Source organism: Staphylococcus schleiferi (assembly GCF_025558325.1).
Lineage (GTDB): Bacteria > Bacillota > Bacilli > Staphylococcales > Staphylococcaceae > Staphylococcus > Staphylococcus schleiferi.
In genome coordinates this window covers 380,926-404,355 of record NZ_CP094712.1, presented here as the reverse complement: position 1 = coordinate 404,355, position 23,430 = coordinate 380,926, and the positions used below count along the sequence as shown (strand labels likewise).

The window sequence follows — 23,430 nt, the reverse complement described above, 5'->3', positions numbered from 1 at the left end:
CTATATAAGAATAAAATAATTAACTATGATATTATATCAAAAAAATATTTAAGCACCAAATTAGCTTTCAGGAACTGTTTGTTTTTGTTGGTCCAAATGATCTAAAAAGCGTTTCGCTTGTTGGTTAATTGTCTTAAAGTCGATACCTTGTTGTTGAGCAGCAAAAACACAACCGCAGTAACATTGGCGGAAAATATCATAATCTTGACACATCGTAATAGAACGCTCATATCCTTTATTTTTTTTGAAGTCGCTCGGTAAATATTTTACATCATAGATTTGTTGTACATCTAAGCCGATTTCATTAATCAATTGTGCATTTTTCTTTGGTGACAATGTGATTGCACTACCAAAGTAATCGTATCCCATTTCAACTGCAGCTTCAGCAACCATCTCAAGGCGCATACCAAAACATGCTGAACAACGTGCGCCGCCTTCAGGTTCTTCAGTTAGCCCACGAGATTTAGCCATTTTCATAAATTCGTGTGGTTCATATGGCGCTTCGATATATTTTACATGACTGCCTGTACGTTCATTAAAGTCATTGACAAATTTTTCTTGTACACGCGCACGACGAAGATACTCATTTTTAGGATGAATATTAGGATTCGCAAAGTAAATTGCAACGTCTGCATGTTCAGTCAAAAACTCAAGTGTATAGGTACTACATGGCGCACAACAACTATGCAGTAGTATCGATGGGCGCTCGTTTTCTCTTTCCCAGTTCATGATCATTTTTCGTAAAACTTTATCATAATTAATTTTTTGGTTTTTCATTTTATCTAGTATTTGTTCTGCTTGAATCATTTTGCTCCCCCACTTATAAAAAATATCATTGATACATAAAATATAACATAAATCACTAACGCAATGAATGATTCACTTGAGCTCAATGATAAGAGGATTCGCCGTTAACAGACCCGATGATGACCTCAAGAATATATTTTTTACTTCAGACTCGCCCTTTATGTTATAATACTTTTTAGCTCGTAAATGAGGTGATTAAATACTTGAGCTTTTATGAATATATGCAGATTTACATTGGTGATGATACCCCATTAGGTGATTTGGCGAGACATATGCATGCAGATGCTAGATTTCCTAAGGAGCTTCATACGTCCGATGAAATATTAGCATGCTTTCGTGAAGCTTCATGTCTCGGTCAATTGAATTTAGCTGTTATTAAACGAGCGATTGCAATTTATTTGCAATTTGGACAAAGCTAAATGAAGACCTCACATTCACTTTATATGGAATGTATCACCTCTAACAACGCCTCTTGCGCTCAAGTCAAGAGGCGCCTTTTTTATTTAGTTACTTCTCTCTAAGCATCAGACGCCAATAAAAAGCGCCTGACCTTCAATGTAAATCCATACATCTTAGCCAGACGCTATCCTAAGTGACTCAGAAACATCACCCGTAACCTTTTGTCTCATTATTCTATTGTCATTAGATTTAACCTTCCCGAAAAATTTGCTTCATTGAACGTCCACGTGACCGCTCATCAATCATTTTGTCTAAATACCGAATTTCTTTCATGAGTGACGGTTCCATTTCTTCAATCCGTTCACCACAAATTATCCCTTTTATTTTTTTACGCTGTGGATTCAGGTGTGGCGCTTGCTTAAAAAACATCTCAAATGTCGTTCCATTTTTTAAATTTGATTCAAGCATATCTTGAGAATAACCTGTGAGCCAACAAATGATTTCATTAACATCTTGATACGTACTCCCTACTTTATTCATTTTACGCACATAATAGGGATAAACTTCATTTACTTCCACATGATAAATATGGTATGCCATCGCATTCACGCCACCTTTGTTTTCACTTTAATGCTCAAATTTCATATGAATCAACCAAGCAAAACGATTTTGTTGTTCAAATTCTGCAGTGCCATTTGCCGCTTCTACAATCTTTTCAAGTTCATCTTTAAATGGATAGTATTCGGTTTGTAAGTCCTCGACTAAATTGACATACATTTTATCTGTGTAGTATTGAATGATTTGGTTTTTATTCATTTCCGATTCAAATAACGTATCAATAAAAACGATATGGCCATTTGGTTTTAAAAATTGTTTCATATAATTCAGTGCTTCTTGTTTGCCTTGATGATCTAAATGATGAAAGGCAAAACTCGACACGATGGTATCGAATTTTTTCTCTACTGGAATTTTTAAAAAGTGACCTTCTATCACATGGATGCCTTCTTTTTGGTTGGCAATGGCTCTCATATCTTCTGATGGGTCAATTGCCGTCACGTCTAAGCCTTGATTGATTAAATGTTGGGTTAAATTCCCTGTTCCTGCACCAATTTCTAATACTTCACCTGTTGATAATTGTGCAATTTGGTCTAACATCTTTGAATAACCTTCAAAGACATCTTTATATTCGTTTTCTTTGCTCGTATTAAATACCGTATCATCATATCTTTCTGCCCATTTTTCAAACACGTCCATGAATTCCATAGCAATCTCCTTTTTATTTCTTAGTAATTCGATATGTATTATATACTAAAAAGTTCGCTCTGCCAATCACTTCAAATTATCGTCACAATCTTTGACTCCATTTAGTTAAAAATGACTTTCGTAAGCATTGGATGCATGACGAAATTCCTTACAATTCGTTTAGATATTTGAATACAAAAAGGTGTAAGCCACTTGGCGCAATGCAATTTTTGCGCTATGACTTACACCTTTTATTTTGATTCACTTTTGATTTTTAAACTCAAACGAAAAATACGTTTAAAATATTATTCCAATATGTTACTCTTATCAGCTTTATCTGCAAGTCCTTGTGCTAAAGGATCTAAATAAGGTTTACCAATGAGACCTACAAGGAAGAAGCCGACACCAAAGGCTGTGAGCATTGTTAATTTAAAAACTAAAATTTGTGGTACAGGGCCACCTACTGCTTCTCTCAATGCATCAATACTATATGAGAACGGTAAGTACGGGTGGATTGTTTGGAAAAACTGAGGTGTAACCTCAATTGGGAACGTCCCACCGCCGCCGGCAATTTGTAATACTAATAATACGATAGCCAGCGCTTTACCCGGGTTACCTAATACAGAAACCAATGTATAAACAATAACCGAGAATATGATGGCTGAATATAAACAAATGGTAATAAAGAGCCATACTGACTCAACCGATGCTTTCAGAATAACGATGTCCCCTATTGAAACAATAAGCGCTTGAATCATGTTCATAACGACAAATAGTCCCATTTTACCTAAATAAGTCTCACGTATTGTTAAATATGGCTTCAATTCAGGATGCTTATTATGTGTTGTAAGCAAGCTGACAAGCAACAGTGCACCTACCCAAATAGAGAGTGCTGTATAGAATGGTGTACTTGCTGAACCGTAATCTTTAACTGGGAACACATTTTCTTTTTGTAAATCGATTGGATTTGAAATGACGCCCGCTTGTTTTTTGAGGTCATTACGCAATAAATCAATCAACTCTTCAATCGTATTGTCTCTATCTAATTGCTTAAATATTTTATTCGCTTTTTTCAAGTCTTTTTCAACACTTGGAAAATCATTTTTAGCAAAGTCCGCAAGATTGCTTAGCGCTTCTTTCGCTTTCGGTTGGTTTGCATCAAGAATTTGACGTAAACGGTCGTATTTTGCGAATGCTGTTGGTAAATTTTCATTAACTGTTTGTGTCGTTTCAGAAATTTTGTTTTCAAGGGCAGGTAAATCATTTTTTACAAAATCAGACGCATTGTGAACTTTTTTCTTAAATTCTGGGAAGTAAGCTTGCGCTGCTGACATTGCACGAATGTACTCTGCTTCAACAGCAGGTAACGTATCACTCAAACGTTTCAAACGCTCATTGGCATCTGATAATATCGTTTGGCCGCTACGTATAATCGATTGCACCTTTTGAAGTTTTTCTTGTGCAACATTCAATGTCACTGCACCTTTGTCTAGTGCTTTACCTAAAGCGTGTGAAACATCCAATAACTTATTCGCAACATCGTTTTTCAACATCGTTTGCGCTGCTTTAATTTGTTTTTGAATATGATCTACACGTTTGATGATATCCATCGCTTCTGCTTTACCAGAATTACCTGCTGCAATAGCATCGTTTAACTTGTTCAAGCGTTTCGTTGCTTCTTTAATATCATCCTGCGCTGTTTTCAATTGTGCTTGGGCTTCACTCAAATTAACGCCTTCTGTACGTTCAACATCAGATAAAAAGTCGCGATAATCTCTAATTGTTTTATTCGCATGGTTCATACGCGCAATAAGATGAGATAACGGTTCTTTAAATTGTGAAGCGTCATTTGAGCTGATAATACCATAGCCCATATTTTTAGCAGCATCCAAATCATCTTGAGTCGCTTTTAATTGCGAAGCTGCTGCTGAATTGACATCTTGCAATGATTTTGAATAGGCAGACTCTAAAGATGCTGCATCATCATTCGATATTACTTGTCCATTTGGTAATGGTTGACCACTCGCGTCATTCGCCGTACTTACTTGGCTTGTCTGATAATGAGACTGATGCGTACTTTGTGGCGCTGTTTGAACATTTGCTTGCTGACCTTGTTGATTTTGTGCACGAGAAACGTCATTCGCTAATTGATCATTCGCTTGACTTGCGTTGTTAACAACTTCTCCATAAGCTCGAATGCGTTGCTCGATAGAAGGTAACAACTGTTGTGCTGAGTTGAGGTCTTTCAATGCTTTATCTGTGCCACCAATCGCTATGTCCACCCCTTTGTTAATTGTTGGAAAACGGTTTGGCACTTGGCTTGCAGCTTGTAAAATACGTTCAATTTCAGGGAGTGAATTATCTAATGCAACCACTAATTTTGCACGCTCATTGATTGCAGGAATACTTGCATTCAACTGGTTGAGTCGCTCAGTTGCATTGACCGCATCGTCTTTATAGCGATCTAACTCTCTGAATTTATCTGCGTATTGATCAAGCTGATCTTGATGTTCATTTAAGTAAATCAAACCTTCACGGAAGCGTTCAATTTTAGGTAATGCGTTATTTGCAGCATAAATTCCATCACGAACTTTTTTATATGCTGGAAGCTCATCTTCAAGTTTAATCCCTAAACGATCTGCTTCTTTAAGCAATACTTTCGTTACGGTTTCATTAAATTTCTGATTGGCTTTTTTCACGATCTCGCTCGAACCTGCGTCAGTCATTTTAGGCGCAATGGCGTTGAGCTTTTGGTTCACTTTATATTCCACTTTTGCTTGTTGTGGGTCTTTACGTAAAGTACCTGTAATTTGATGTGTAAATCCTTCTGGAATATAGAGCGCTGCGTAATATTTACCCATGCGTAAATCATGATCTGCTTTTTCACGACTTACAAATTGCCAATCAAAATGGGTATCTTTTTTCAAAGTATCCTCAAGGCGATTACCAACATTCAATTTTTTATTACGTACCGTATCACCCTTGTCTTCATTTACAACAGCAACTTTAATGTGGTTTGTATTTGAATAAGGATCCCATGTTGCTTCCAAGTTAAACCAAGCATAAAAGGATGGTAAAATCGCTAATCCTAAGATAATGATGATTGCACCAGGGGTCTTGGCAATCTTCTTAATGTCCATCAGAAATAATTTGATGGCGTTCTTCATTTCCTCACCTCAATATCTACTCAAACACTTTATAAATCATGATGATTCATGTAATATAAGTATGTGCAATATTTATTTATTTGTTGTTTCAAATTAAAGTTAACATATGTCAACAAGTTGCAAAGACACACCATAGTATAACAAGTTCATCCTTAGTTTGTATAGCATTTATCATGTCTTTCATATATCACTTTTTATACAAACTGAGTCGTTTCGTAACCAAAAATATGACTTACATTTCTAGGATATGAGTCTCCCTTTTTGATTGCAAGACAAAAACTATATAGAGAAAAGGAGTAACGCTTTGAAAAGTAAATTTATTTTCACAGGTTTATTGACCACAGCCCTTATCTTTCCCCCTGTCACATCAAACTTGGCACATGCTGCCTCACCTAAAGCGACAGAAACTGTAAAAGATAAAATTTCAGATGTAGATGATGAACAAGAAACATCACAAGATCGCAATCATGATGACAGTTCAAAAGAGAGTTCCTCTGAAAAATCAGATGACTCAAAACAAGATAAAAAGACAAAAGAAAAGCGTTCCAACCATAGTACGCATACTTTTGATCATCCATCTCAATCAAGTTTTTCTTCGATTGGGAATTGGCCAACGTATAAGAAAAGTAATGACTGGTTTAGCGACCTATTCCACCATTCTTTCAATAATCAAAGTGACGATGCACAAAACAGTCACTTCATAAACGAACCGCAGTCAAGTGACGCTTCATCTTCATCCGAAGCATCACCTGCTGAGAACACTTCAAATAATGAACAAAGTGCTACTCAACCTGAAGATCGTGACTTTTTCGATGCGCTTAACGATATTTTAAAAGGCACTCATCATACTACAAATGATCAACAGTCATCTTCTGACTCAGAAGCATCTCGTGATGACCAAGACACATCCGCTTCTGAAGACGATTCAACTGCAAAAGATGATTCAGTTACAAAAGATGAGAACAATAACCCTTCACAATCTGATGATCAAGACAGTGAACAACCGCAGATGAATGATTCACAGTCATCTTCAGAAACAGACCATTCAAGTGCACATGACACAACTTCAAATAAAGATGACAATCAAACAGATGCGCAACAATCAAATTCAGAAGACAAGCAAGATCAAGAGCAAAGCAGTGCTTCAACATCAAAAAGTAAAAATGATGATATGATTGATTCACTTTTAGATGAATACAGTGATAACGCAACAAAAACACATCAAAATTATCAGAAACAGAAACATAAAAATTCAAACGGTCATGATGAGCAAATCCCTGAACCCGATGCATTGAAACATTCACGTGAACAAGCACCTGCGCAAACATTTAAAGATTTGCCTCAAAATAGTCATTTACGTCAAACAACGTTATTTGAACAAATGCCAAGTCGTAATGATGCTTCATCTTCATCCGATACATTTCGCGTTGTACCAACAGAATCGACGCGTAAATTTATCAATGATATTGCCAAAGATGCACATGACATCGGTCAAAAAGAAGATATTTATGCTTCGATTATGATTGCGCAAGCGATTTTGGAATCTGATTCGGGTCGAAGTACATTATCACGCGAACCGAATTTCAACCTTTTCGGTATGAAAGGGAGCTATAAAGGAGAATCTGTAGGTTTTAACACATTAGAATCTGACGGACACTCAATGTATCAAATTCATGCAGATTTTAGAAAATACCCAGATCGTAAAGCTTCGTTAAACGATTATGCAGATTTAATTAAAAATGGTATTGATGGCAATCCTTCTATTTATAAAGGAACATGGAAAAGTGAAAGCTCCAGCTATCGTACAGCTGCTTCAGAGCTTGTCGGTACATATGCAACGGATCCACAGTACGACGAAAAATTAAAATCATTGATTAAAACTTATGATTTAACACGCTTCGATCATAAAAAAATGGGTTCATTATTAGACGAAGATACAATGAAACAAAATAGCGAAGCCGTAAGTGGTGACTTTAAACCATTCAGAGCGGCAAGTGCTTCACCATACCCTCAAGGTCAATGTACTTGGTATGTATACTCTCGAATGGCACAATTTGATAAGGATATCGCAGGAGATATGGGTAATGCGAGTGACTGGACTTACTCAGCATTAACGAAAGGCTTCTCTGTTTCAAGTGAACCTGAAGCACACACTGCTGTTGTCTTCAAACCTGGTCAATTAGGTGCGGACCGTTACTACGGTCACGTTGCTTTTGTTGAAAAGGTAAATAAAGATGGTTCTATCGTTGTCTCTGAATCTAACGTCAAAGGGCTAGGTGTCATTTCTTATCGTACAATCGATAAAGAAGATGCTGACTCTTTAGACTATATTAAAGGTGGCACTTCAAACGAATAACCTTTATTCATTACAACTTGATATACAAAAAAGAACAGCAACACAAACTGATTTGACAGTGCGTGTTGCTGTTCTTTTTATCTTCGGTTATTTTATTGTTTACGTTTTTTCAAATATTTAATTAATAAACCGATACCTAAAATGACGACAATAATACCAATTGGTAATGCTGCATTTTTAGTCATTTGACCTGAGTCTGGTAATTTAAAATTACCATTTTCATCAAATAAGTTATCTAAGAAGTTGTCACCTGTTGCGAGTTTATTTACTTTTTGGTACGGATCAATGGTTGGTTTCGGTGCAAAATCATGTTGGAATAATCCACCTAGGCCACCAGAAGGTCTTTGGTTCAGTAGTTTTCTTAATTTATCATTTGTACTTTCAGATGGTAACAATAAACGATGACGTTGATTTGTTAAATCTAAAGTTGGCAAATGGCGTAATGGCGATAAAATGTCATTAATATTAGTACGGAAATCATTTCTAACATCTTTGATTTGTTTTTGTAGTGTGAGTAAGCGATTTGCTTGTGCATCCAACTCGCCATGAATTAATTTTAGTAAATCTTTTGTATTATGAATATCCTTTGAAATACGTTGTGCAATTAATGACGCATTATCTGGATTTAAACGACCATCCAAAATAGCTTCAATCGCGTCTTTTTTATTATGCGCTTGTTTTAATAGCGCATTTAAAATATCATCGCTCGTTGCTTTACCATTGGATTTATAATACTTTTTGAGTCTACTCAAAATTTCTTGATTTGAAGGATGCCCTTCCATGATTTTTTGAGCTAATTGTTTCGCTTTTTGTTCATCAAAACGCGTACTTAATAAAGTTGTCACCAAATCTTTAGTGTGCGCTGTGTTATCCAACATACCTAACAACAACGTATCACTATGTGTTTGTTTCAAATCATCAATCGCTCGTTGCAATTGGTCGGCAATTTGTTGATTGTTTTGACCATGTGTATGAATCTGCTTTGCGATTGCTGCTGCTTGTTTATCATTATATAAGTCACTTAATATCGACTTAACCGCAGCTTGTTTATCATTGGCTGCTTTTAAACGAGATAATATTTCATCATTTTGTTGGTTCAATTGTGATGCAACAGTCTTCGCACTTTCATGCAACTTTTGTTGTTGCTTAGGTGAGAGGTCTGAGCGGCTACCAATTTTATTTTGAAGCTCATTTAAATGTTGACGTTTTTGCGCTAAGTAATCTTCAGATTGATCAGCAACCGATTTTGAAGCCATATCATCAATTTGTGATACAACGCTGTCTCGATCATTAAGCAAATCTTTTAACGCCTCATCGCGTTGATTTAACTTTTGGTGCAATGTGTTTCTATCTGCTGTTAAATCACGATCCATTTGATGAAGTTGGTCTTTTGTACCACTCAAATGTTTGCGCATTTCTTCAGCAATGTCATTGTTTGTATCGGGTTGATCGTCAGAAGTGGCATCATTTTTGGGTGTTTCATCACTCTGTTTTGGACGGTTATCACTTTGCGATTGGCCTTGTGTACCATCATTATTTTGTTCAGGCTCAGACTTTGGTTGTTCTGTCTCTTTTTTCGATAAATCATTGATTGTATCTATCAATTTCGACAAATCATCATCATCCGATGTATTCGTATGCGATGGTTGAGGGGCATCTGTTCTATTTTTGGCTTGAGGTGTTGCCTGTTGATGTCTGTCAACTTCTTTTTTTAACTGTTTGATTCTTTGATCGATACTGTCTAGTTGCGGTCTAACGTCATCCTTCGTCTCTGCATCTTTCGCTTTTTTATTTGCTGCTTCAGCTTCTTCAATGATTTTGTTAATACTTTGTTGAGAATCATCATTTGCGCGTAGAAGTTCTAAGAAATCATTTTTATAATCTGTATTCAATGAATCCATTTTATTAATTTGATGTTCTGCATCGTCAAGTAATCGTTGAATATCATCGTCTGACTGAGTTGATGCATGTGCATAAGAAGGGGAGGTTGCACTGATTGGATAATAGAATAATGATCCTACTAAACAAAGCGCGGTACCAGTTTTTAATAAATGATGGCGCACATTGACATGTCGCGTTGATTTTGACTGAGTCATGTCATCCTTCCTTTCTTTTTCATGTTACTATTATAGACCCTTCGTTGAAATTTTTAAATATTTATTATCTAAAAATGTATGAAACAAAATGTAATTGTGAAAATCTAGTTCATAATGAATGAAAAACCTTTAATATTCGCTTCATTATCAAAGAAATAAATTAGAATTGCTTACTATTTATATCTATAATAAAATTTAAAATTTTTACATAATAACAAAAAGCAACTCATGGCCACCTATTTGGACCCTCAGTTGCTTTTAAACTATTTTTTTCAAAGATTCTTTAACAAGCACTTAAATTAACCTTTGTATATCACTATATAATGCTTTAGGATCTGAAGCATTCAACAATTGCACTCATTTGTCATCTTGCATTAATGCTTTTGATAATTGTTGGAGTACTTTCAAGTGTGTGTCATGACTATGCAGTGGCACTGCAATTAAAAAGATTAATTGTGGCCATGTACCATCTAAACTCTCCCATTCTACACCTGTATCATTTTTTAACACAGCGACAACAGGCTGACGAATCGCATCTGTTTTTGCATGGGGCATCGCAATGTTCATTCCGAGCGCAGTCGTTGCCTCTGCTTCTCTAGCTAAAATAGCTTTTTTGAGTACGACTTCATCATTAACATAGCCAGCCTTTTGCAACGCATCAACCAATATATCAATCGCATGATCTCGTGAGATTGACTGATTGATGTTTAAAATCACATTCGCATCAAACAGTTCGTCAACTTGAGCACTCTCATCTTTAGCCTCTACGGGTGACACCGCTACATGCGTATCATCGCGCATTTCCTTTGTGCGTTCGTTTGGCATTTGATCTACTTGTTCGTTACTACTCCGACGTGCAACAGGTTTTTTTCTTAAAATTAACACGACTGCCATCGTCACGAAACTTCCGACTATGACCGCAATCGCAAACATAAGGATGTGATCAATGCCGCCTAAAACTGCAACAATAGGTCCACCATGTGCAACACGATCCCCGACATGACCCAGCGCCGCAATCACTGAAGCAATCATAGCCCCTATCATGTTTGCAGGTATGACGCGTAATGGATCTTGTGCAGCAAATGGGATGGCCCCTTCTGTAATACCAAACAAGCCCATCGTAAAGGAGGCTTTACCCATTTCAATTTCATTTTGATTGAATTTACTCTTTTTGATAAATGTTGCGAGTCCGAGTCCAATCGGCGGTGTACAAACTGCAACAGCAACCATTCCCATTACACTATAGTTACCTTCAGCAATTAAAGCAGAACCAAATAAAAATGCCACTTTATTCACTGGGCCTCCCATATCAAAAGCAATCATGGCACCAATAATCATCGCTAAAATGACGATATTTGCGCCTTGCATGCCTTTTAACCAAACTGTCAAAGCGCTGAACACACTGGCAATAGGTGCACCAATCACAAATATAAAGATTACGCCTACCAGAACAGAAGCAATGATTGGAATCACAATAATAGGCATAATCGGCGCCATAGCTTTAGGAACTTTTACATTTTTAATCCACTTAGCGATATAGCCCGCTAAAAATCCTGCGACAATTCCTCCTAAAAAGCCTGCACCTGCATCACTGCCATAAAAACTTCCATCCGCCGCTATCGCGCCTCCAATCATACCTGGAACGAGTCCTGGTTTATCAGCTATACTCATCGCGATATACCCAGCTAAGATAGGAACCATAAAACTAAAAGACAATGCCCCTATTTTTTCAAAAGGCTTCCAAAACGAGTCATCCGGAATTACTAAACCATGTGTTGCGGTCTTTTCGCCTCCTAATGATAAGGCAATGGCAATCAACAATCCCCCTACTACAATAAATGGGACCATGAAAGAAACACCATTCATAAGGTGCTGATAGACTGCTTGAACACCCTGATGCTTCGTAGACGTATTGTTCTCTGAAACACCTTCAGAAGATGCATTCATTTTATCACCTTGATAGATTGGCACATGTCCATCAATAACGCGTTGTATCAGAGCTTCTGGTTGATGAATTCCTGCACGGACGCTTTCTCTAATTAAAGGTTTTCCATCAAAACGTGATAAGTCAACTTGTCGATCTGATGCAATAATAATACCGTCTGCTTTTTCAATCTCTTCTGCTGTCAATTCATTTTCGACCCCGATACCGCCTTGTGTCTCAACTTTAATGCTGACACCTAGCTTTTTTGCAGCTTGTTCTAACTTTTCTTGTGCCATATATGTATGTGCAATACCATTGGGACAAGATGTGATTGCAAGTATGTTCACGCCTAACACTTCCTCTTTCTAAAATTCAAATACACCTCCATATTATCCCCTTGCTGATTGTATTTCAACGAATATTTTAAGCGCTTACAACATAGTATGTCTGATAAAGTCTTATATATAAAGCGATTTTTGAACCCATAAAAAACACATCATAAGAAAAGTGGTAGCAAATGACAGATTTGATGCATTGCTTTAAATCAAGCTTTCATCAAAAACAATCTTCCCTACCACCGTGATCCCTTCAAATTTTTGTTCAATTTAACAATGCGCATTTAAAAAATCGGATTCTGTTCCATGTGGGATTTGCATGCTTAACTTTCATCATAAACTTCAGTACAGTATCCATTAAAATGACAATGGGGACATTCGAATTTCCGTGTTGTTGATGTATGGCTTGCAAACGCCCAAGTCCATAAGTCAGGTTTGAACGTTGTCTGACAGTTTGGACATTGATATTTTACCTTGCCATAATAATCGACTGTCATACGGTACGCAACAATAGCACTATAAGTCAATGCTATAGCTGTTGGCCACGCGGTTTGGCTTTTCAAACTAAGACTGATTCCAATGACATTAGCGAATGATGCTGTAGTACCCAGGACCATCGTTTTTTGTGTTAACTGAGATAAATAAGGTTGATTTTTCATTATTTTCTCAATGTCCGATAGTGTATGCACAGGTGCTGTTGATGACGTAGCAATCATTTTTTGAATTGTTTTCATCTGCTTTAATTGAAGTTGTTGTTGCTGAATCATTTCTTCTGATGCACTTATTTTTTGTTCTAAAATTGAACGAACCGTCTTAAGTGTGCCCTCTGCATGAATCAATTTTCGGATTTCAGCCAAACTTAAACCTAAAGACTTCATCATTAAAATCAGGTTCAATTGTTCCGCTTCACGATCAGTATAAATACGATATTGATTATCTTTAACAAAGGCTGGCTTTAATAACTTTTGTCGATCATAATATTGTAACGTTCGCTTTGAAATATTGAACTTTTCAGCAAGCTCACCTGTCGAATAATGGGACATTGATCTCACCTCCTTATTTACGTTGTACACGATGACCTTACGTCATGGTCAACAATCTTATGCATAATTGCGAGCATTTTTTGAGGTTCGTCTATAAAAGGTGCATGTGCCGTATCTTGAAAGGCATAGAAATGCTTATCTTTTGAAGCCACACGATCAAAAAAGGCTTTACTATCTTCATACGTCGTTTGCAAATCATGGACACCTTGCAAAACGTAAAAAGGCACTGTTATTTCCTGGGCAATATCATTTAAATCGACATTGGCCATCTCATTCGTTAAGTGCTCAAATGTTGAGAGACTCCCTCTCACAATGTTAATCCGCTCTATTAATTTATAGTAAGGTGTCGACATCATCACTTTAAACATACGCCATAACGAATAGCCATGACTTGAAAACCCAACTTTATAACGCTCTGTGTAACGTTGGCGTACGCGACCATAGTAGCGATTTGTATTAAACTGACGCGTGAGGTGTACACGGTTTAACCGTTTAACCGCATTTTGATTGTTTTCTTCATGAGCTAAAAAGCGTAAATGATCAAGTATAAGCTGTTCATTATGAAAAACATTTCCCAGTTGCCCCATACCAATATAAGCTGCAATCACTTCTGGATAACGGTGCGCTACATGGGTACCGATAATGGTTCCAAACGAGTGACACATTAAAAACACTTTATCTTGATGAAAATGTAAACGTAAAAATTGGATAAGTTGATATAAATCATCAATGAGGTCGCACATCCCTACTATTTGACGTGTATACGACATCCCCGTCCCTCTCTGATCCCAATATACGACCGTATACTGATCCGTCAAATCAATATGGTGTGCGCGAAAAAATGGATAAAGTGGAAAACCTGGTCCCCCATGCACGACTAATAAAATTGGATTTTGTTCATCCTTTGTTTCAATAATAACGCCTTGGCGATGTCCATTTAGAGAAAGATATAATTTCTTCACTTTGCGGCCATCTGCTTCTATATATGTTTTCATCTCTACACCTCAAATCTTTCATATCAATTATAAATCATTTCTTATCCTTTAGAGTAAGCGAACACCTTAAAACCATAAAAAAAGGCTTTGGACGTGATACGCGCGTCCAAAACCGTGAAAGGATTTGTATTCAATTTGTCGATACACCATGCATTATTTTTTGTAATGATAGTCGATTGTATACGTAGAGACTTTGTTTTTAATGATTGGACTTTCTGTGTCCTCTCGATGACTTCTCACGTTTTTATGTGAGGCTTTAAAAACATCTGAAGAAAGCCAATTTTTAAATGCTTGCTCTGATTGCCAAATGGTTAAAATTTTTACTTCATCAAATTCTTCTAAATCATTCGTTTGTGTCACATACATTTCTATAAAGCCATCAATCGTTTCAATGCCTTGACGTTGATGAAAACGTTGCATCGTTTCCTGCGCTGTTCCTTTTGTTAATGTCAATTTATTTTCTGCCATAAACATCATACTTCCAACTCCTTATTCCTGATACGCATGGGCAAAAACCACTTTAGTTTTAATCAATTGTCCAAGACGCGTCAAACATCATCTATCGCACTCAAACTTTGATTATCTTCTGACACCCCTATTATATTTGATAACGATTATCAATATCAACTATAATCCAGATTTCACGTCTTCATTTCATATCAAAATGGATTTGAAGTTGTGATGAACATCACATCATAGAACATCCCCATTCTAGTAAACACCCTGTGTAACAAATGAAAAGGAGAGCGGATTGCGAATCATCTCACAGTCCCTCTCCCATTTTTTATATTACCTTTTACATTGACCTATTTTTTACGCATTTTAAGACGGGTCGTCTACTTTGATAGATAAATATTTAGTTTCTAAATAGGGTTCTATGCCTTCAATGCCACCTTCACGGCCGTAGCCACTTTCTTTCATGCCACCAAAGGGGGCATGAGCTGCTGAAGGTCCACCATCATTCCATCCAATCACACCGTAATCTAAATGATTATAAATATATAAACCTGTACGATAATCATTCGTGAAGAAATAAGCAGCGAGTCCAAATTCTGTATCATTAGCCATTCGAATGGCTTCGTCTAAATCCTCATAACGCATAACTGGCGCCACTGGACCAAACGTTTCTTCATGCATACATTTCATCTCTTGGTTGGCTTGTGTGACAACGACTGGATTAATGAAATTACCGCCTAATTTCACTTCATCCCAGCTTCTAGATAGTTGTCCGCCATGTTGTTTAGCATCTTGTAAGTGATCAATCACTTTTTCAACTGCCTTTTCATTAATGAGCGGTCCAACTTTAACATCTTCTGCCATGCCATCTCCCACTTTAAGCGCATGGACTTGTTCAATTAACTGTCGCTCATATTCATCAGCGATCGCGTGGTGAACATAAATACGATTTGCGCAAATACAAGTTTGACCTGCATTTCTAAATTTAGTCGCAATTGTTTGCGCAACCGCTTGGTCAATATCAGCATCTTTATGTACAATGAGCGGAGCAAGGCCCCCGAGTTCCATTGTGACATTTTTAACTGTACTGGCAGATTGTTCAATTAATTTTTTACCTACGGGTGTTGAACCTGTAAATGTAACCTTTTGGACATCGGGATGTGTCGTAAAGATTTCGCCTGCTGTTTTACCGCTTGCTAAGACATATGAAATTGCGTCTTCAGGTATGCCCGCTTCATGGGCAAGTTCAACTAATCGAATCGTCGTCATTGGGGTTTCAGTGGCAGGTTTACAAACAATTGTACAGCCTGCTGCGAGTGCAGGTGCCATTTTTCTAGTAATCATCGCCGCTGGAAAGTTCCATGGTGTAATTGCTGCGACCACCCCTACTGGAAACTTATCAATGATAATCTTTTTATCTGGGGTATTCGCGGGCACTGTTCTGCCATATGTTCTTTTAGCTTCTTCAGCATACCAATCGACATAAGAGACTGCGTAATCTACTTCTCCGAGTGCTTCTGCGTAAGGTTTGCCCCCTTCTAATGTAATTAATCGGGCTAAGGCTTCACGATTGTCTTTAATTAAAGCCGACCAAGCCCATAATAAACGTGAACGTTCATGGGCATCGACATCACGCCACGATAAAAATGCTTGATGTGCTCGCTCAATTTTAGAATGAATGGCTTGCTCGTCAGTATAAAGATAAGTTGCAATGACTTCACCTGTAGAAGGATTTTTGACTTCTAAATTTGACATTTTACCATCTCGCTTCCTCTCAATGAATAGATTTTAAATGTGCTCAATTTTTTTGTTATGCTTATCGTAACACTATCTTCAATTTGTTACATACTTTTCATCCTGAATATGCTAGATTATAAGTATAACTTGAGGAAAGTAGTGATTAGAAAATGACAACCGCAATTCCAAACTGTCCACAATGTGATTCAGAATATACTTATGAAGATGGGGCTGCTTATGTTTGTCCGATGTGTGCGTTTGAATGGACAAAAAATGCAGTTGAAGAAGCGGCTGCCGTAGAAATCATTCGTGATGCAAATGGCAACGAACTAAAAGACGGTGACACGGTTTCAGTTATCCGTGATTTAAAAATTAAAGGCACATCAGGCGTCATCAAACAAGGTACAAAAGTTAAAAATATTAAACTCGTCGCCCCAGAAGATGGTCATGATATTGACTGTAAAATCCCCGGTTTTGGTCAAATGGGCTTAAAATCAGAAGTTGTAAAAAAAATTAACTAACATATAAAATAAAGGATGAAACAATAAACCTTTTCTGGATTATCATTGTTTCATCCTTTTTTATTTCAAGTTAAAATGTATCTCTGACAGAAGCGATGGCCTCGTCCATAGATTGTCCAGTTGATAATGACACACTTGCGATAAAACTGCCTTCTACAATAGGCGCATCGACTTTCTCAATTCGGTAATGCCCTACATACATTTCAATAGCCATATCTAAATTCATTTCTGAAGACCCAATGTCAAAGAAACAAATCGCATCTTCTTCTAAATCATTCAATACCTCTGAGATTGTTTCAAACGAAGTCCCTATTTCACCATCATTACCACCCACGGCAATAACACTCACACCTTGTGCCATTTGTTCTAGTAAATCTTTTGTACCTTCTGCAATTTTTTCACTGTGACTAATGAGTACGATACTTGTCATTTCTTTTCATCTCCTATTAATGCATTTAAAATATATACGCTACTTTGTGCACCTGGATCTACATAGCCTAAACTCTCTTTTTTAAAGTAAGATGCACGCCCTTTAGTGGCTTCTATATCACGAGTCGCATCTGCTAATGCTTGTAATTTTTCTAAATCTACACGCTCACCATTTTCCACCGCTTCTCGCGCGCGTGAAATGACATCATACATCGTTTTTTCTTCTCGCGTTACTTTGCCGCGTTGTGCAACTGCATCTTCAAATGCCTTTAATATTGCGATTAGATTATCATGGTCAATGTCATCTTTAGCAACTTGTGACATTTTGACAAAACTAAAACCATATAAAGGACCTGAAGCGCCACCGACTTTAGACATTAATGTCATCCCTGTCGATTTGAGTAATGTCGCAATAGACTGATCATCAAGCTGTGCAGGTAGTGCCTCAAAGCCACGTCTCATATTGACGCCATGGTCTCCATCGCCAATAGCACGATCGAGATCAGTTAAATGGGCTTCTTCTCTTTCAAAGATATCTTTTAGAGCTAATAAACGTTCCTTTAAAATTGTCACATCCATTGTTACATCCTCCTATGAATTAAAATTTCGACTTGTTGTAGGCGCATTAAGTGCTGCTAAAACATGGGCATCATATGGCGCAAATGTGAGTGAAAAACCTTGCATATCTAATGAAGTCATATAGTCCCCAACGAACCATCCTTTGACAACTTTACCTTCTTTTTCTAATTGCTGCGCTACGTATTTTGTGACGATATTGAGTTCAGAAAGCGGTGTACCGCCCATGCCATTAATCATGACAATCAATGCATCACTGTCGACTTCTTGTTCTAGTTTTGTGGTTAAGCGTTGAACAATTTGGGCAATCGGTTCTATTTGAGTTCGTTCTAATCCTCGTTCACCGTGAATACCGATTCCGATTTCCATCTCATCTTCGCCAATATCAAAACCATATTTGCCTGTAGTCGGTACTGCAGGTGGCATGATTGCCATACCAATAGAGCGAACGCCTTCAAGAAACTGTTCAATTTTTGTTTTGAGTGCTTTAAGATGTGTACCTTGTTCAGCTAAATAGCCCGCATATTTATGTACCCATACGGTGCCGGCAACGCCTCTTCTTTTGTCCGCATCATCAATGGCAATGTCATCTTTGACAATGACCATTTCGACGTTAATGCCTTCCATCGCTGCCATATCTTGTGCCATCTCAAAGTTCATGACATCTCCTGCATAATTTTTAACAATTAATAAAACGCCATCACCATTATCTACTGCTTTGATTGCCTCTAATACTTTATCCGGAGTTGGAGATGTAAAAACCTCACCGCATACTGCTGCATCTAACATGCCCTCTGCAACATAGCCAGCATGTGCAGGTTCGTGACCACTGCCACCCCCTGATACTAACGCAACGCCAGATGTTTTTTTGTCTTTCCGAACGACAACCGTTTCTGCTATGACATCAATATTAGGGTTCGTATACTTCAAGCCATCTAACATGTCGTTTAAAAACTGTGTCTTTTCTTGAATTAACTTTTTCATGTTGTCACCTGCTCTCATCTTTTCTTCTATTATAACTTTCTACAATGAAAACGTTCACGTCAAACGATTATTCAACAGCAATTGATGCAAAAAAAGAGTAGCACCGTCATCTAAGCCACCTCTTAGAAAACGACACTACCCCTTTTAAACATCCCTACGACTTTATTTTACAATTGTATATTAGAAGAATATTGCTGTTAAAACTGGGACTACCGCAACAACAATAACCCCTACGAGTACAATCGCGATGCTCGCCATTGACTCTTCAACTTCGCCAAGTTCTTTCGCTGCAGCTACACCTAAAGTGTGGCCACTTGTACCTAATGCTAAACCACGTGCAATTTTATTATCGATGTGGAACCATTTTAATAATTTATTTCCTAAAGCATAGATAATAACTGCATTCAGTATAACAGCTAAAGATGTAAGTTCTTTAATACCATGAATTCCTTCAGAAACAGGTAATGCAATTGCAGTCGTTGCTGCTTGCGGAAGCATTGATGCAATGATGTCATTACCAAACTGTAACGCTTTGGCAACAAAGAAAATACCTACTAATGCGACGACCGTACCAATTCCTATACCACCTATAATACGGTGCCAGTGTTTTAAGAGCACATCACGCTTTTTATATAAAGGTATCGCGAATGAAATTGTTGCAGGTGCAAGGAAGAAATTAATCACATCGCCACCTATTTTATATTTTTCATATGGAATGCCTGTAAAGTGTAGGAATGCCACACCTACAACCATTGCAACAAATAATGGTGCAAATAAGAAGAAACCATTTGTTTTTTTAAATAAATATGTTGCAATTAAGAATGGAATGACGGATAACAAGATACCAAAATATGGGGTATTAATACCTAAATGATCAACCATGTGAGTGTGCTCCTTTCATTTCTGATTGTGCTTTTTCTGGTTTTTGTGCGTTATTTTTAGTCGTTACACGCATAATAATTTGTGATGCAAAACCTGTACATACAAGCAACAGCACTGTAGAGATAATAATGAGACCAATAATCAAAATTGGGCTTGCACTAATAATCCCTAATGAATTAACGACTGAAATCCCCGCTGGTACGAATAAAAATCCGATGTTATTCGTTAATGCTGTCCCTACTTTTTCAACTTGTCCCAATTTCACAACACCTGTGCATAATAAGATAAACAGTAAAACAAGTCCTATTACTGATGCTGGCATTGGAATCGGCATAAACGATTCAATGATACTTGAAACAAATAACACTAACGAAATCACTAAAACTTGATGCAAAAAGCTATACGTTTTTTCAACTTTTTGTTCCATCTTCACGGCCTCCTGTGTGCTTCTGATTGACTTCATTATAGTATGAAAAGAAAGGTTCACTGCGTTTTCACGCTGAAATGCAAAAATAAGGGGGTGAAATGCATTATGTGCATTTTTTCACACATTACATATTTTTCTCAATTAAATATAAAACATCTTTTAAATGTCAGCGTGACGCTATTCTATCTTCTTTTTCAATCTACAAAAATAGTTAAATCATTCTACTAACAAGTGCTACCTACGCTTCAGAAGCCTTTATATCAAGCGCTCGTACCACGAAATCCTACTTGCCGAGATGGTAGAACAAAATCAAATCAATCTTTGCTTTGTCACCATTTGTTATGTGAGATAAACACAAAAAAGACACTCAAAATTCATAATTCTGATGTGCACCCTAAATGTTAGATTTTAGGTCTAACTTTTGGGGGTCACTCCATTCCATCAAAATTTTGAGTGTCTTTTTCATTTTCTAAACTTATTAATCATTGGTTTATGATGTGAGACCCATCACTTGCTTAAAACTTTTCATATAGGAACGACTCACTTGCATTTTCACATCATTTGTCAAAGTGACCATATAGGTCGAATTAAACCAATGTTCTATAGCTTGAATGTGCTGTCGATTAATAATATTTGCACGATGAATTCTAATAAACTGCGGTGTATTCAACTTTTTTTCATATGCGCTTAAAGGCTCTGTTGTTTCAAACGTACCTTGTGTCGTATGAATCGTAGTGAGTCCTTTATTAACTGAAATACCGATTACATCAGAAAGATTCAGCATATGGATACGGTCATCAATCTCAATCGGCAAAAGTGTTTCCACATTCGTAACAGGAGGCATGTCCTGTGCCGCTTTGCTTTTTTTAAGTTGCGCCTGAACTTTTTGAACGGCTTGCTCGACGCGGCTTTGTTCGAATGGCTTCATAATATAATCTGTCGCATTTAATTCAAAGGCTTGAACAGCAAATTGGTCATGTGCCGTGGCAAACACAATCGCAGGTGGGGACTTCATTTTTTGAATTTTACGTCCTAGCTCAATGCCATTTTCATCCATTAAGTTAATATCTAAAAAAACAAGGTCGTAGTCGTCTACTAACAATGCCTCGATCGTTTCACTCACATTCTCTGCTTCATTCAAAACGTCGAAGCCACCGATACGATTTAATAAATAGATTAACTCATTACGCGCAAGAGGTTCATCATCAACTATTAACGCCCTCATGCTTTATCCCTCCTTTTGTTGATAAGGCAGCGTACACCATACCGTCGTTCCTGTGTGACTTGTATCAAAATGTAAAACTGCATCATTACTGAATAAACCTTTTAATCTTAAATTTAAATTTTCTAAAGCACTGCCTGTGCCCGATTCTGATTCAACGGCAGTTTGACCTAGTAAAGATAATTTTTCTTTCGGAATACCTTGCCCATTATCACAAACCGATATCACTAATTGTTGTTGATTTTCAACCCGTGCAACAACTCGAATACGATTGTCTTTCTTTCGCTTTGGAAAAGCATGTTTTACCGCATTCTCAACTAAAATTTGAATTAAAAATGGAGGGACAAGGGCTTGTGTCACATCCTCTGGAACATCAAAAGTCACATCAAATCTGCCTGGGAAACGCGCTTGTTCTAATGATAGATAAGCAGACACTTGGCTTAGCTCTTTTTCTAAAGTAATTGTATTTTGGCGAGAGCCTTGTAAATTTGAACGGAAGAAATGACTCAGTTCTAATAAGAGCTCTCTCGCCTTTTCACTATCGATTCGAACAAGTGCAGAAATCGTGTTCATCGCATTAAAAAAGAAATGCGGATTGACTTGTGCTTGTAATGATTTAATCTCTGCATCTTTCAATAATTTACTCTGCATTTCAGCCTCACCCAATTCGATTTGACTACTAAATATTTCAGCTAACCCTTCCGCCAATTGACGTTCTACGAAAGTAAGATTGTTCGGATTCGTAAAATACATTTTTAAAGTTCCCGTCACTTTGCCATGCATCTTCAAAGGAATCACAATGGCAGCGTGTAATGGACAATGCGGGTGTGTACATCCGATTTCACCTTTCGTATGAACTTCTTTAAGCTGCCCTGTTTGTAAAACTTCTTTTGATAAATCCGTTATAATTTCTTTTTTCGGAATGTGATGATCACTCCCAGCACCCACATGCGCTAAAATATCATGTCGATTTGTAATCGCTACGGCAGAAACTTTCATCAACTCTTTAATAATCATTGCCACATGCTTGGCAGAATCTTCATTCAGCCCTTCTTTGAAGTAAGGCAACGTCTGATTGGTTAATTGCAACACGTCATGCGTTTGTACAGCTCTCATTTGCTCTTCTTGCTTTAATGTGGAACTAATAATAGACATAAAAATAGCAGTCCCTGCACTATTAACAATAATCATTGGTAATGCAATTAACGAAATCAAATCAATCGCATAATGTTTATCTTGCGCAAACGAAAAAATACAAATCATTTGGACAATCTCCATTGTCGCCCCGATTAATGCACTTTTTCCTATTGAAGGATATTGATTTTTTTGACGTGCTTGCTGACCAAAATAACCCGAAATCAAACCGATAAATAATGAGGAAATTAAATACGTATAGGCTTCAGCGCCTCCCATATATAACCGGAAGAGCCCTGAAAAAATCCCTACGAATACTCCAACAAATGGACCTCCCACTAATCCAGCAACCCCAATTGTTAAAACACGTGTATTGGCTAACGATACATCATCATCTAAATGAAAATAGATACTTCCAGATAGGATGTCACCATTGCGAATGACAATCCCTGTAAAGTTAGACATCAGCGCAAAAAGGCTAAATATCAAGCAGAGTTGCCATTTTGAGGGCCACATTTGTCGTTGCTGCATCGTGTTTTTAAAGTAACTGGAATTCATTAAAATATAGGCAAGGATAATAATGAGACCCACACGTTCCAATAGTAATATCGTCAAATTAAACACTGAATATTTCTCCTTTTTCAACTGATTATTAATTTATTATATTTTAACATAATAAATAGAAATGACGTGTGCAA

At 37.2% G+C, this 23,430-nt stretch carries 20 protein-coding genes; 3 read left to right on the top strand and 17 right to left on the bottom strand.

Translation table 11 applies throughout. The features are described from left to right. Positions 1 to 60 precede the first annotated feature (60 nt). Positions 61 to 807, bottom strand: a complete 747-nt coding sequence (locus tag MUA40_RS01660) for an epoxyqueuosine reductase QueH (protein WP_016426071.1) — start codon at positions 805 to 807, stop codon at positions 61 to 63. A gap of 203 nt (positions 808 to 1,010) precedes the next feature. Here MUA40_RS01660 and MUA40_RS01655 point away from each other — a divergent pair, with 203 nt between their 5' ends. Then, complete coding sequence (locus MUA40_RS01655) at positions 1,011 to 1,226, top strand: YozE family protein (protein ID WP_016426070.1); 216 nt, start codon at positions 1,011 to 1,013, stop codon at positions 1,224 to 1,226. A gap of 229 nt (positions 1,227 to 1,455) precedes the next feature. Here the strand turns inward: MUA40_RS01655 and MUA40_RS01650 are convergent, their stop codons facing one another. The 3 genes from MUA40_RS01650 to MUA40_RS01640 all read right to left on the bottom strand — a co-directional run bounded on the left by MUA40_RS01650 (position 1,456) and on the right by MUA40_RS01640 (position 5,615). Next, positions 1,456 to 1,806: a DUF2200 family protein gene (locus MUA40_RS01650; RefSeq protein WP_167732613.1), complete on the bottom strand. Its 351-nt coding sequence runs from the start codon at positions 1,804 to 1,806 to the stop codon at positions 1,456 to 1,458. A 27-nt stretch (positions 1,807 to 1,833) separates the two neighbouring features. Further along, a complete protein-coding gene (locus tag MUA40_RS01645; protein ID WP_016426068.1) occupies positions 1,834 to 2,469 on the bottom strand; it encodes a class I SAM-dependent methyltransferase in 636 nt (211 codons plus the stop codon). A gap of 284 nt (positions 2,470 to 2,753) precedes the next feature. Then, positions 2,754 to 5,615 (bottom strand): YhgE/Pip domain-containing protein, encoded by a 2,862-nt coding sequence (locus tag MUA40_RS01640; protein WP_016426067.1) that lies wholly within the window; start codon positions 5,613 to 5,615, stop codon positions 2,754 to 2,756. A gap of 304 nt (positions 5,616 to 5,919) precedes the next feature. On the opposite strand from MUA40_RS01640, the gene MUA40_RS01635 reads away from it, so the two are divergent. Continuing rightward, complete coding sequence (locus MUA40_RS01635; protein ID WP_126496058.1) at positions 5,920 to 7,971, top strand: amidase domain-containing protein; 2,052 nt, start codon at positions 5,920 to 5,922, stop codon at positions 7,969 to 7,971. Positions 7,972 to 8,063: 92 nt separating this feature from the next. Here the strand turns inward: MUA40_RS01635 and MUA40_RS01630 are convergent, their stop codons facing one another. The 6 genes from MUA40_RS01630 to MUA40_RS01605 form a co-directional block, all read right to left on the bottom strand. Further along, entirely contained in the window at positions 8,064 to 10,067 is a 2,004-nt protein-coding gene (locus tag MUA40_RS01630; RefSeq protein ID WP_016426065.1) for a midas domain-containing protein, read from the bottom strand. A gap of 357 nt (positions 10,068 to 10,424) precedes the next feature. Next, on the bottom strand, positions 10,425 to 12,338 hold the full coding sequence (locus MUA40_RS01625; RefSeq protein ID WP_126496468.1) for a PTS fructose transporter subunit IIABC family protein: 1,914 nt from the start codon (positions 12,336 to 12,338) through the stop codon (positions 10,425 to 10,427). 311 nt (positions 12,339 to 12,649) lie between these two features. Beyond that, complete coding sequence (locus tag MUA40_RS01620; protein WP_016426062.1) at positions 12,650 to 13,369, bottom strand: MerR family transcriptional regulator; 720 nt, start codon at positions 13,367 to 13,369, stop codon at positions 12,650 to 12,652. Positions 13,370 to 13,386: 17 nt separating this feature from the next. Further along, the gene (locus MUA40_RS01615; RefSeq protein ID WP_167732608.1) at positions 13,387 to 14,364 is read right to left on the bottom strand and encodes an alpha/beta fold hydrolase; all 978 of its coding nucleotides are present in this window, start codon (positions 14,362 to 14,364) and stop codon (positions 13,387 to 13,389) included. Between the two features lie 153 nt (positions 14,365 to 14,517). Then, positions 14,518 to 14,838: an antibiotic biosynthesis monooxygenase gene (locus MUA40_RS01610; RefSeq protein WP_037559566.1), complete on the bottom strand. Its 321-nt coding sequence runs from the start codon at positions 14,836 to 14,838 to the stop codon at positions 14,518 to 14,520. Between the two features lie 348 nt (positions 14,839 to 15,186). After that, complete coding sequence (locus MUA40_RS01605; RefSeq protein WP_016426059.1) at positions 15,187 to 16,575, bottom strand: NAD-dependent succinate-semialdehyde dehydrogenase; 1,389 nt, start codon at positions 16,573 to 16,575, stop codon at positions 15,187 to 15,189. A gap of 152 nt (positions 16,576 to 16,727) precedes the next feature. Between MUA40_RS01605 and MUA40_RS01600 the strand changes: the two genes are divergently transcribed. Then, positions 16,728 to 17,078, top strand: coding sequence for a zinc ribbon domain-containing protein YjdM (locus MUA40_RS01600; RefSeq protein ID WP_016426058.1), 351 nt, complete (start codon positions 16,728 to 16,730; stop codon positions 17,076 to 17,078). A gap of 70 nt (positions 17,079 to 17,148) precedes the next feature. Here MUA40_RS01600 and dhaM read toward each other — a convergent pair whose 3' ends face one another. From dhaM to MUA40_RS01565, 7 genes are all read right to left on the bottom strand, one after another. Further along, positions 17,149 to 17,508 carry a dihydroxyacetone kinase phosphoryl donor subunit DhaM gene (gene dhaM / locus MUA40_RS01595; protein WP_126496471.1) on the bottom strand — a complete coding sequence of 120 codons (360 nt, stop codon included), beginning with the start codon at positions 17,506 to 17,508 and terminating at the stop codon, positions 17,149 to 17,151. Beyond that, complete coding sequence (gene dhaL / locus MUA40_RS01590; protein WP_016426056.1) at positions 17,505 to 18,086, bottom strand: dihydroxyacetone kinase subunit DhaL; 582 nt, start codon at positions 18,084 to 18,086, stop codon at positions 17,505 to 17,507. The genes dhaM and dhaL overlap by 4 nt, the downstream gene beginning before the upstream one ends. Before the next feature lie 12 nt (positions 18,087 to 18,098). Further along, positions 18,099 to 19,067 carry a dihydroxyacetone kinase subunit DhaK gene (gene dhaK, locus MUA40_RS01585; RefSeq protein ID WP_016426055.1) on the bottom strand — a complete coding sequence of 323 codons (969 nt, stop codon included), beginning with the start codon at positions 19,065 to 19,067 and terminating at the stop codon, positions 18,099 to 18,101. Positions 19,068 to 19,247: 180 nt separating this feature from the next. Beyond that, a complete protein-coding gene (gene lrgB, locus MUA40_RS01580) occupies positions 19,248 to 19,949 on the bottom strand; it encodes an antiholin-like protein LrgB (protein ID WP_016426054.1) in 702 nt (233 codons plus the stop codon). Beyond that, positions 19,942 to 20,382: an antiholin-like murein hydrolase modulator LrgA gene (lrgA, locus tag MUA40_RS01575; protein WP_371317747.1), complete on the bottom strand. Its 441-nt coding sequence runs from the start codon at positions 20,380 to 20,382 to the stop codon at positions 19,942 to 19,944. The genes lrgB and lrgA overlap by 8 nt, the downstream gene beginning before the upstream one ends. Before the next feature lie 484 nt (positions 20,383 to 20,866). Then, on the bottom strand, positions 20,867 to 21,601 hold the full coding sequence (locus tag MUA40_RS01570; protein ID WP_016426052.1) for a response regulator transcription factor LytR: 735 nt from the start codon (positions 21,599 to 21,601) through the stop codon (positions 20,867 to 20,869). Positions 21,602 to 21,604: 3 nt separating this feature from the next. After that, on the bottom strand, positions 21,605 to 23,356 hold the full coding sequence (locus tag MUA40_RS01565) for a sensor histidine kinase (protein WP_016426051.1): 1,752 nt from the start codon (positions 23,354 to 23,356) through the stop codon (positions 21,605 to 21,607). Between the last annotated feature and the right edge of the window lie 74 nt (positions 23,357 to 23,430).

Coding starts and splice junctions, on each gene's coding strand:
- MUA40_RS01660 (WP_016426071.1), bottom strand. CDS start 807: ATGATTCAAGCAGAACAAATACTAGATAAAATGAAAAACCAAAAAATT.
- MUA40_RS01610 (WP_037559566.1), bottom strand. CDS start 14,838: ATGTTTATGGCAGAAAATAAATTGACATTAACAAAAGGAACAGCGCAG.
- dhaM (WP_126496471.1), bottom strand. CDS start 17,508: ATGACAAGTATCGTACTCATTAGTCACAGTGAAAAAATTGCAGAAGGT.
- MUA40_RS01605 (WP_016426059.1), bottom strand. CDS start 16,575: ATGTCAAATTTAGAAGTCAAAAATCCTTCTACAGGTGAAGTCATTGCA.
- MUA40_RS01630 (WP_016426065.1), bottom strand. CDS start 10,067: ATGACTCAGTCAAAATCAACGCGACATGTCAATGTGCGCCATCATTTA.
- MUA40_RS01620 (WP_016426062.1), bottom strand. CDS start 13,369: ATGTCCCATTATTCGACAGGTGAGCTTGCTGAAAAGTTCAATATTTCA.
- dhaK (WP_016426055.1), bottom strand. CDS start 19,067: ATGAAAAAGTTAATTCAAGAAAAGACACAGTTTTTAAACGACATGTTA.
- dhaL (WP_016426056.1), bottom strand. CDS start 18,086: ATGGATGTGACAATTTTAAAGGAACGTTTATTAGCTCTAAAAGATATC.
- MUA40_RS01640 (WP_016426067.1), bottom strand. CDS start 5,615: ATGAAGAACGCCATCAAATTATTTCTGATGGACATTAAGAAGATTGCC.
- MUA40_RS01570 (WP_016426052.1), bottom strand. CDS start 21,601: ATGAGGGCGTTAATAGTTGATGATGAACCTCTTGCGCGTAATGAGTTA.
- MUA40_RS01650 (WP_167732613.1), bottom strand. CDS start 1,806: ATGGCATACCATATTTATCATGTGGAAGTAAATGAAGTTTATCCCTAT.
- MUA40_RS01615 (WP_167732608.1), bottom strand. CDS start 14,364: ATGAAAACATATATAGAAGCAGATGGCCGCAAAGTGAAGAAATTATAT.
- MUA40_RS01600 (WP_016426058.1), top strand. CDS start 16,728: ATGACAACCGCAATTCCAAACTGTCCACAATGTGATTCAGAATATACT.
- lrgB (WP_016426054.1), bottom strand. CDS start 19,949: ATGGTTGATCATTTAGGTATTAATACCCCATATTTTGGTATCTTGTTA.
- MUA40_RS01645 (WP_016426068.1), bottom strand. CDS start 2,469: ATGGAATTCATGGACGTGTTTGAAAAATGGGCAGAAAGATATGATGAT.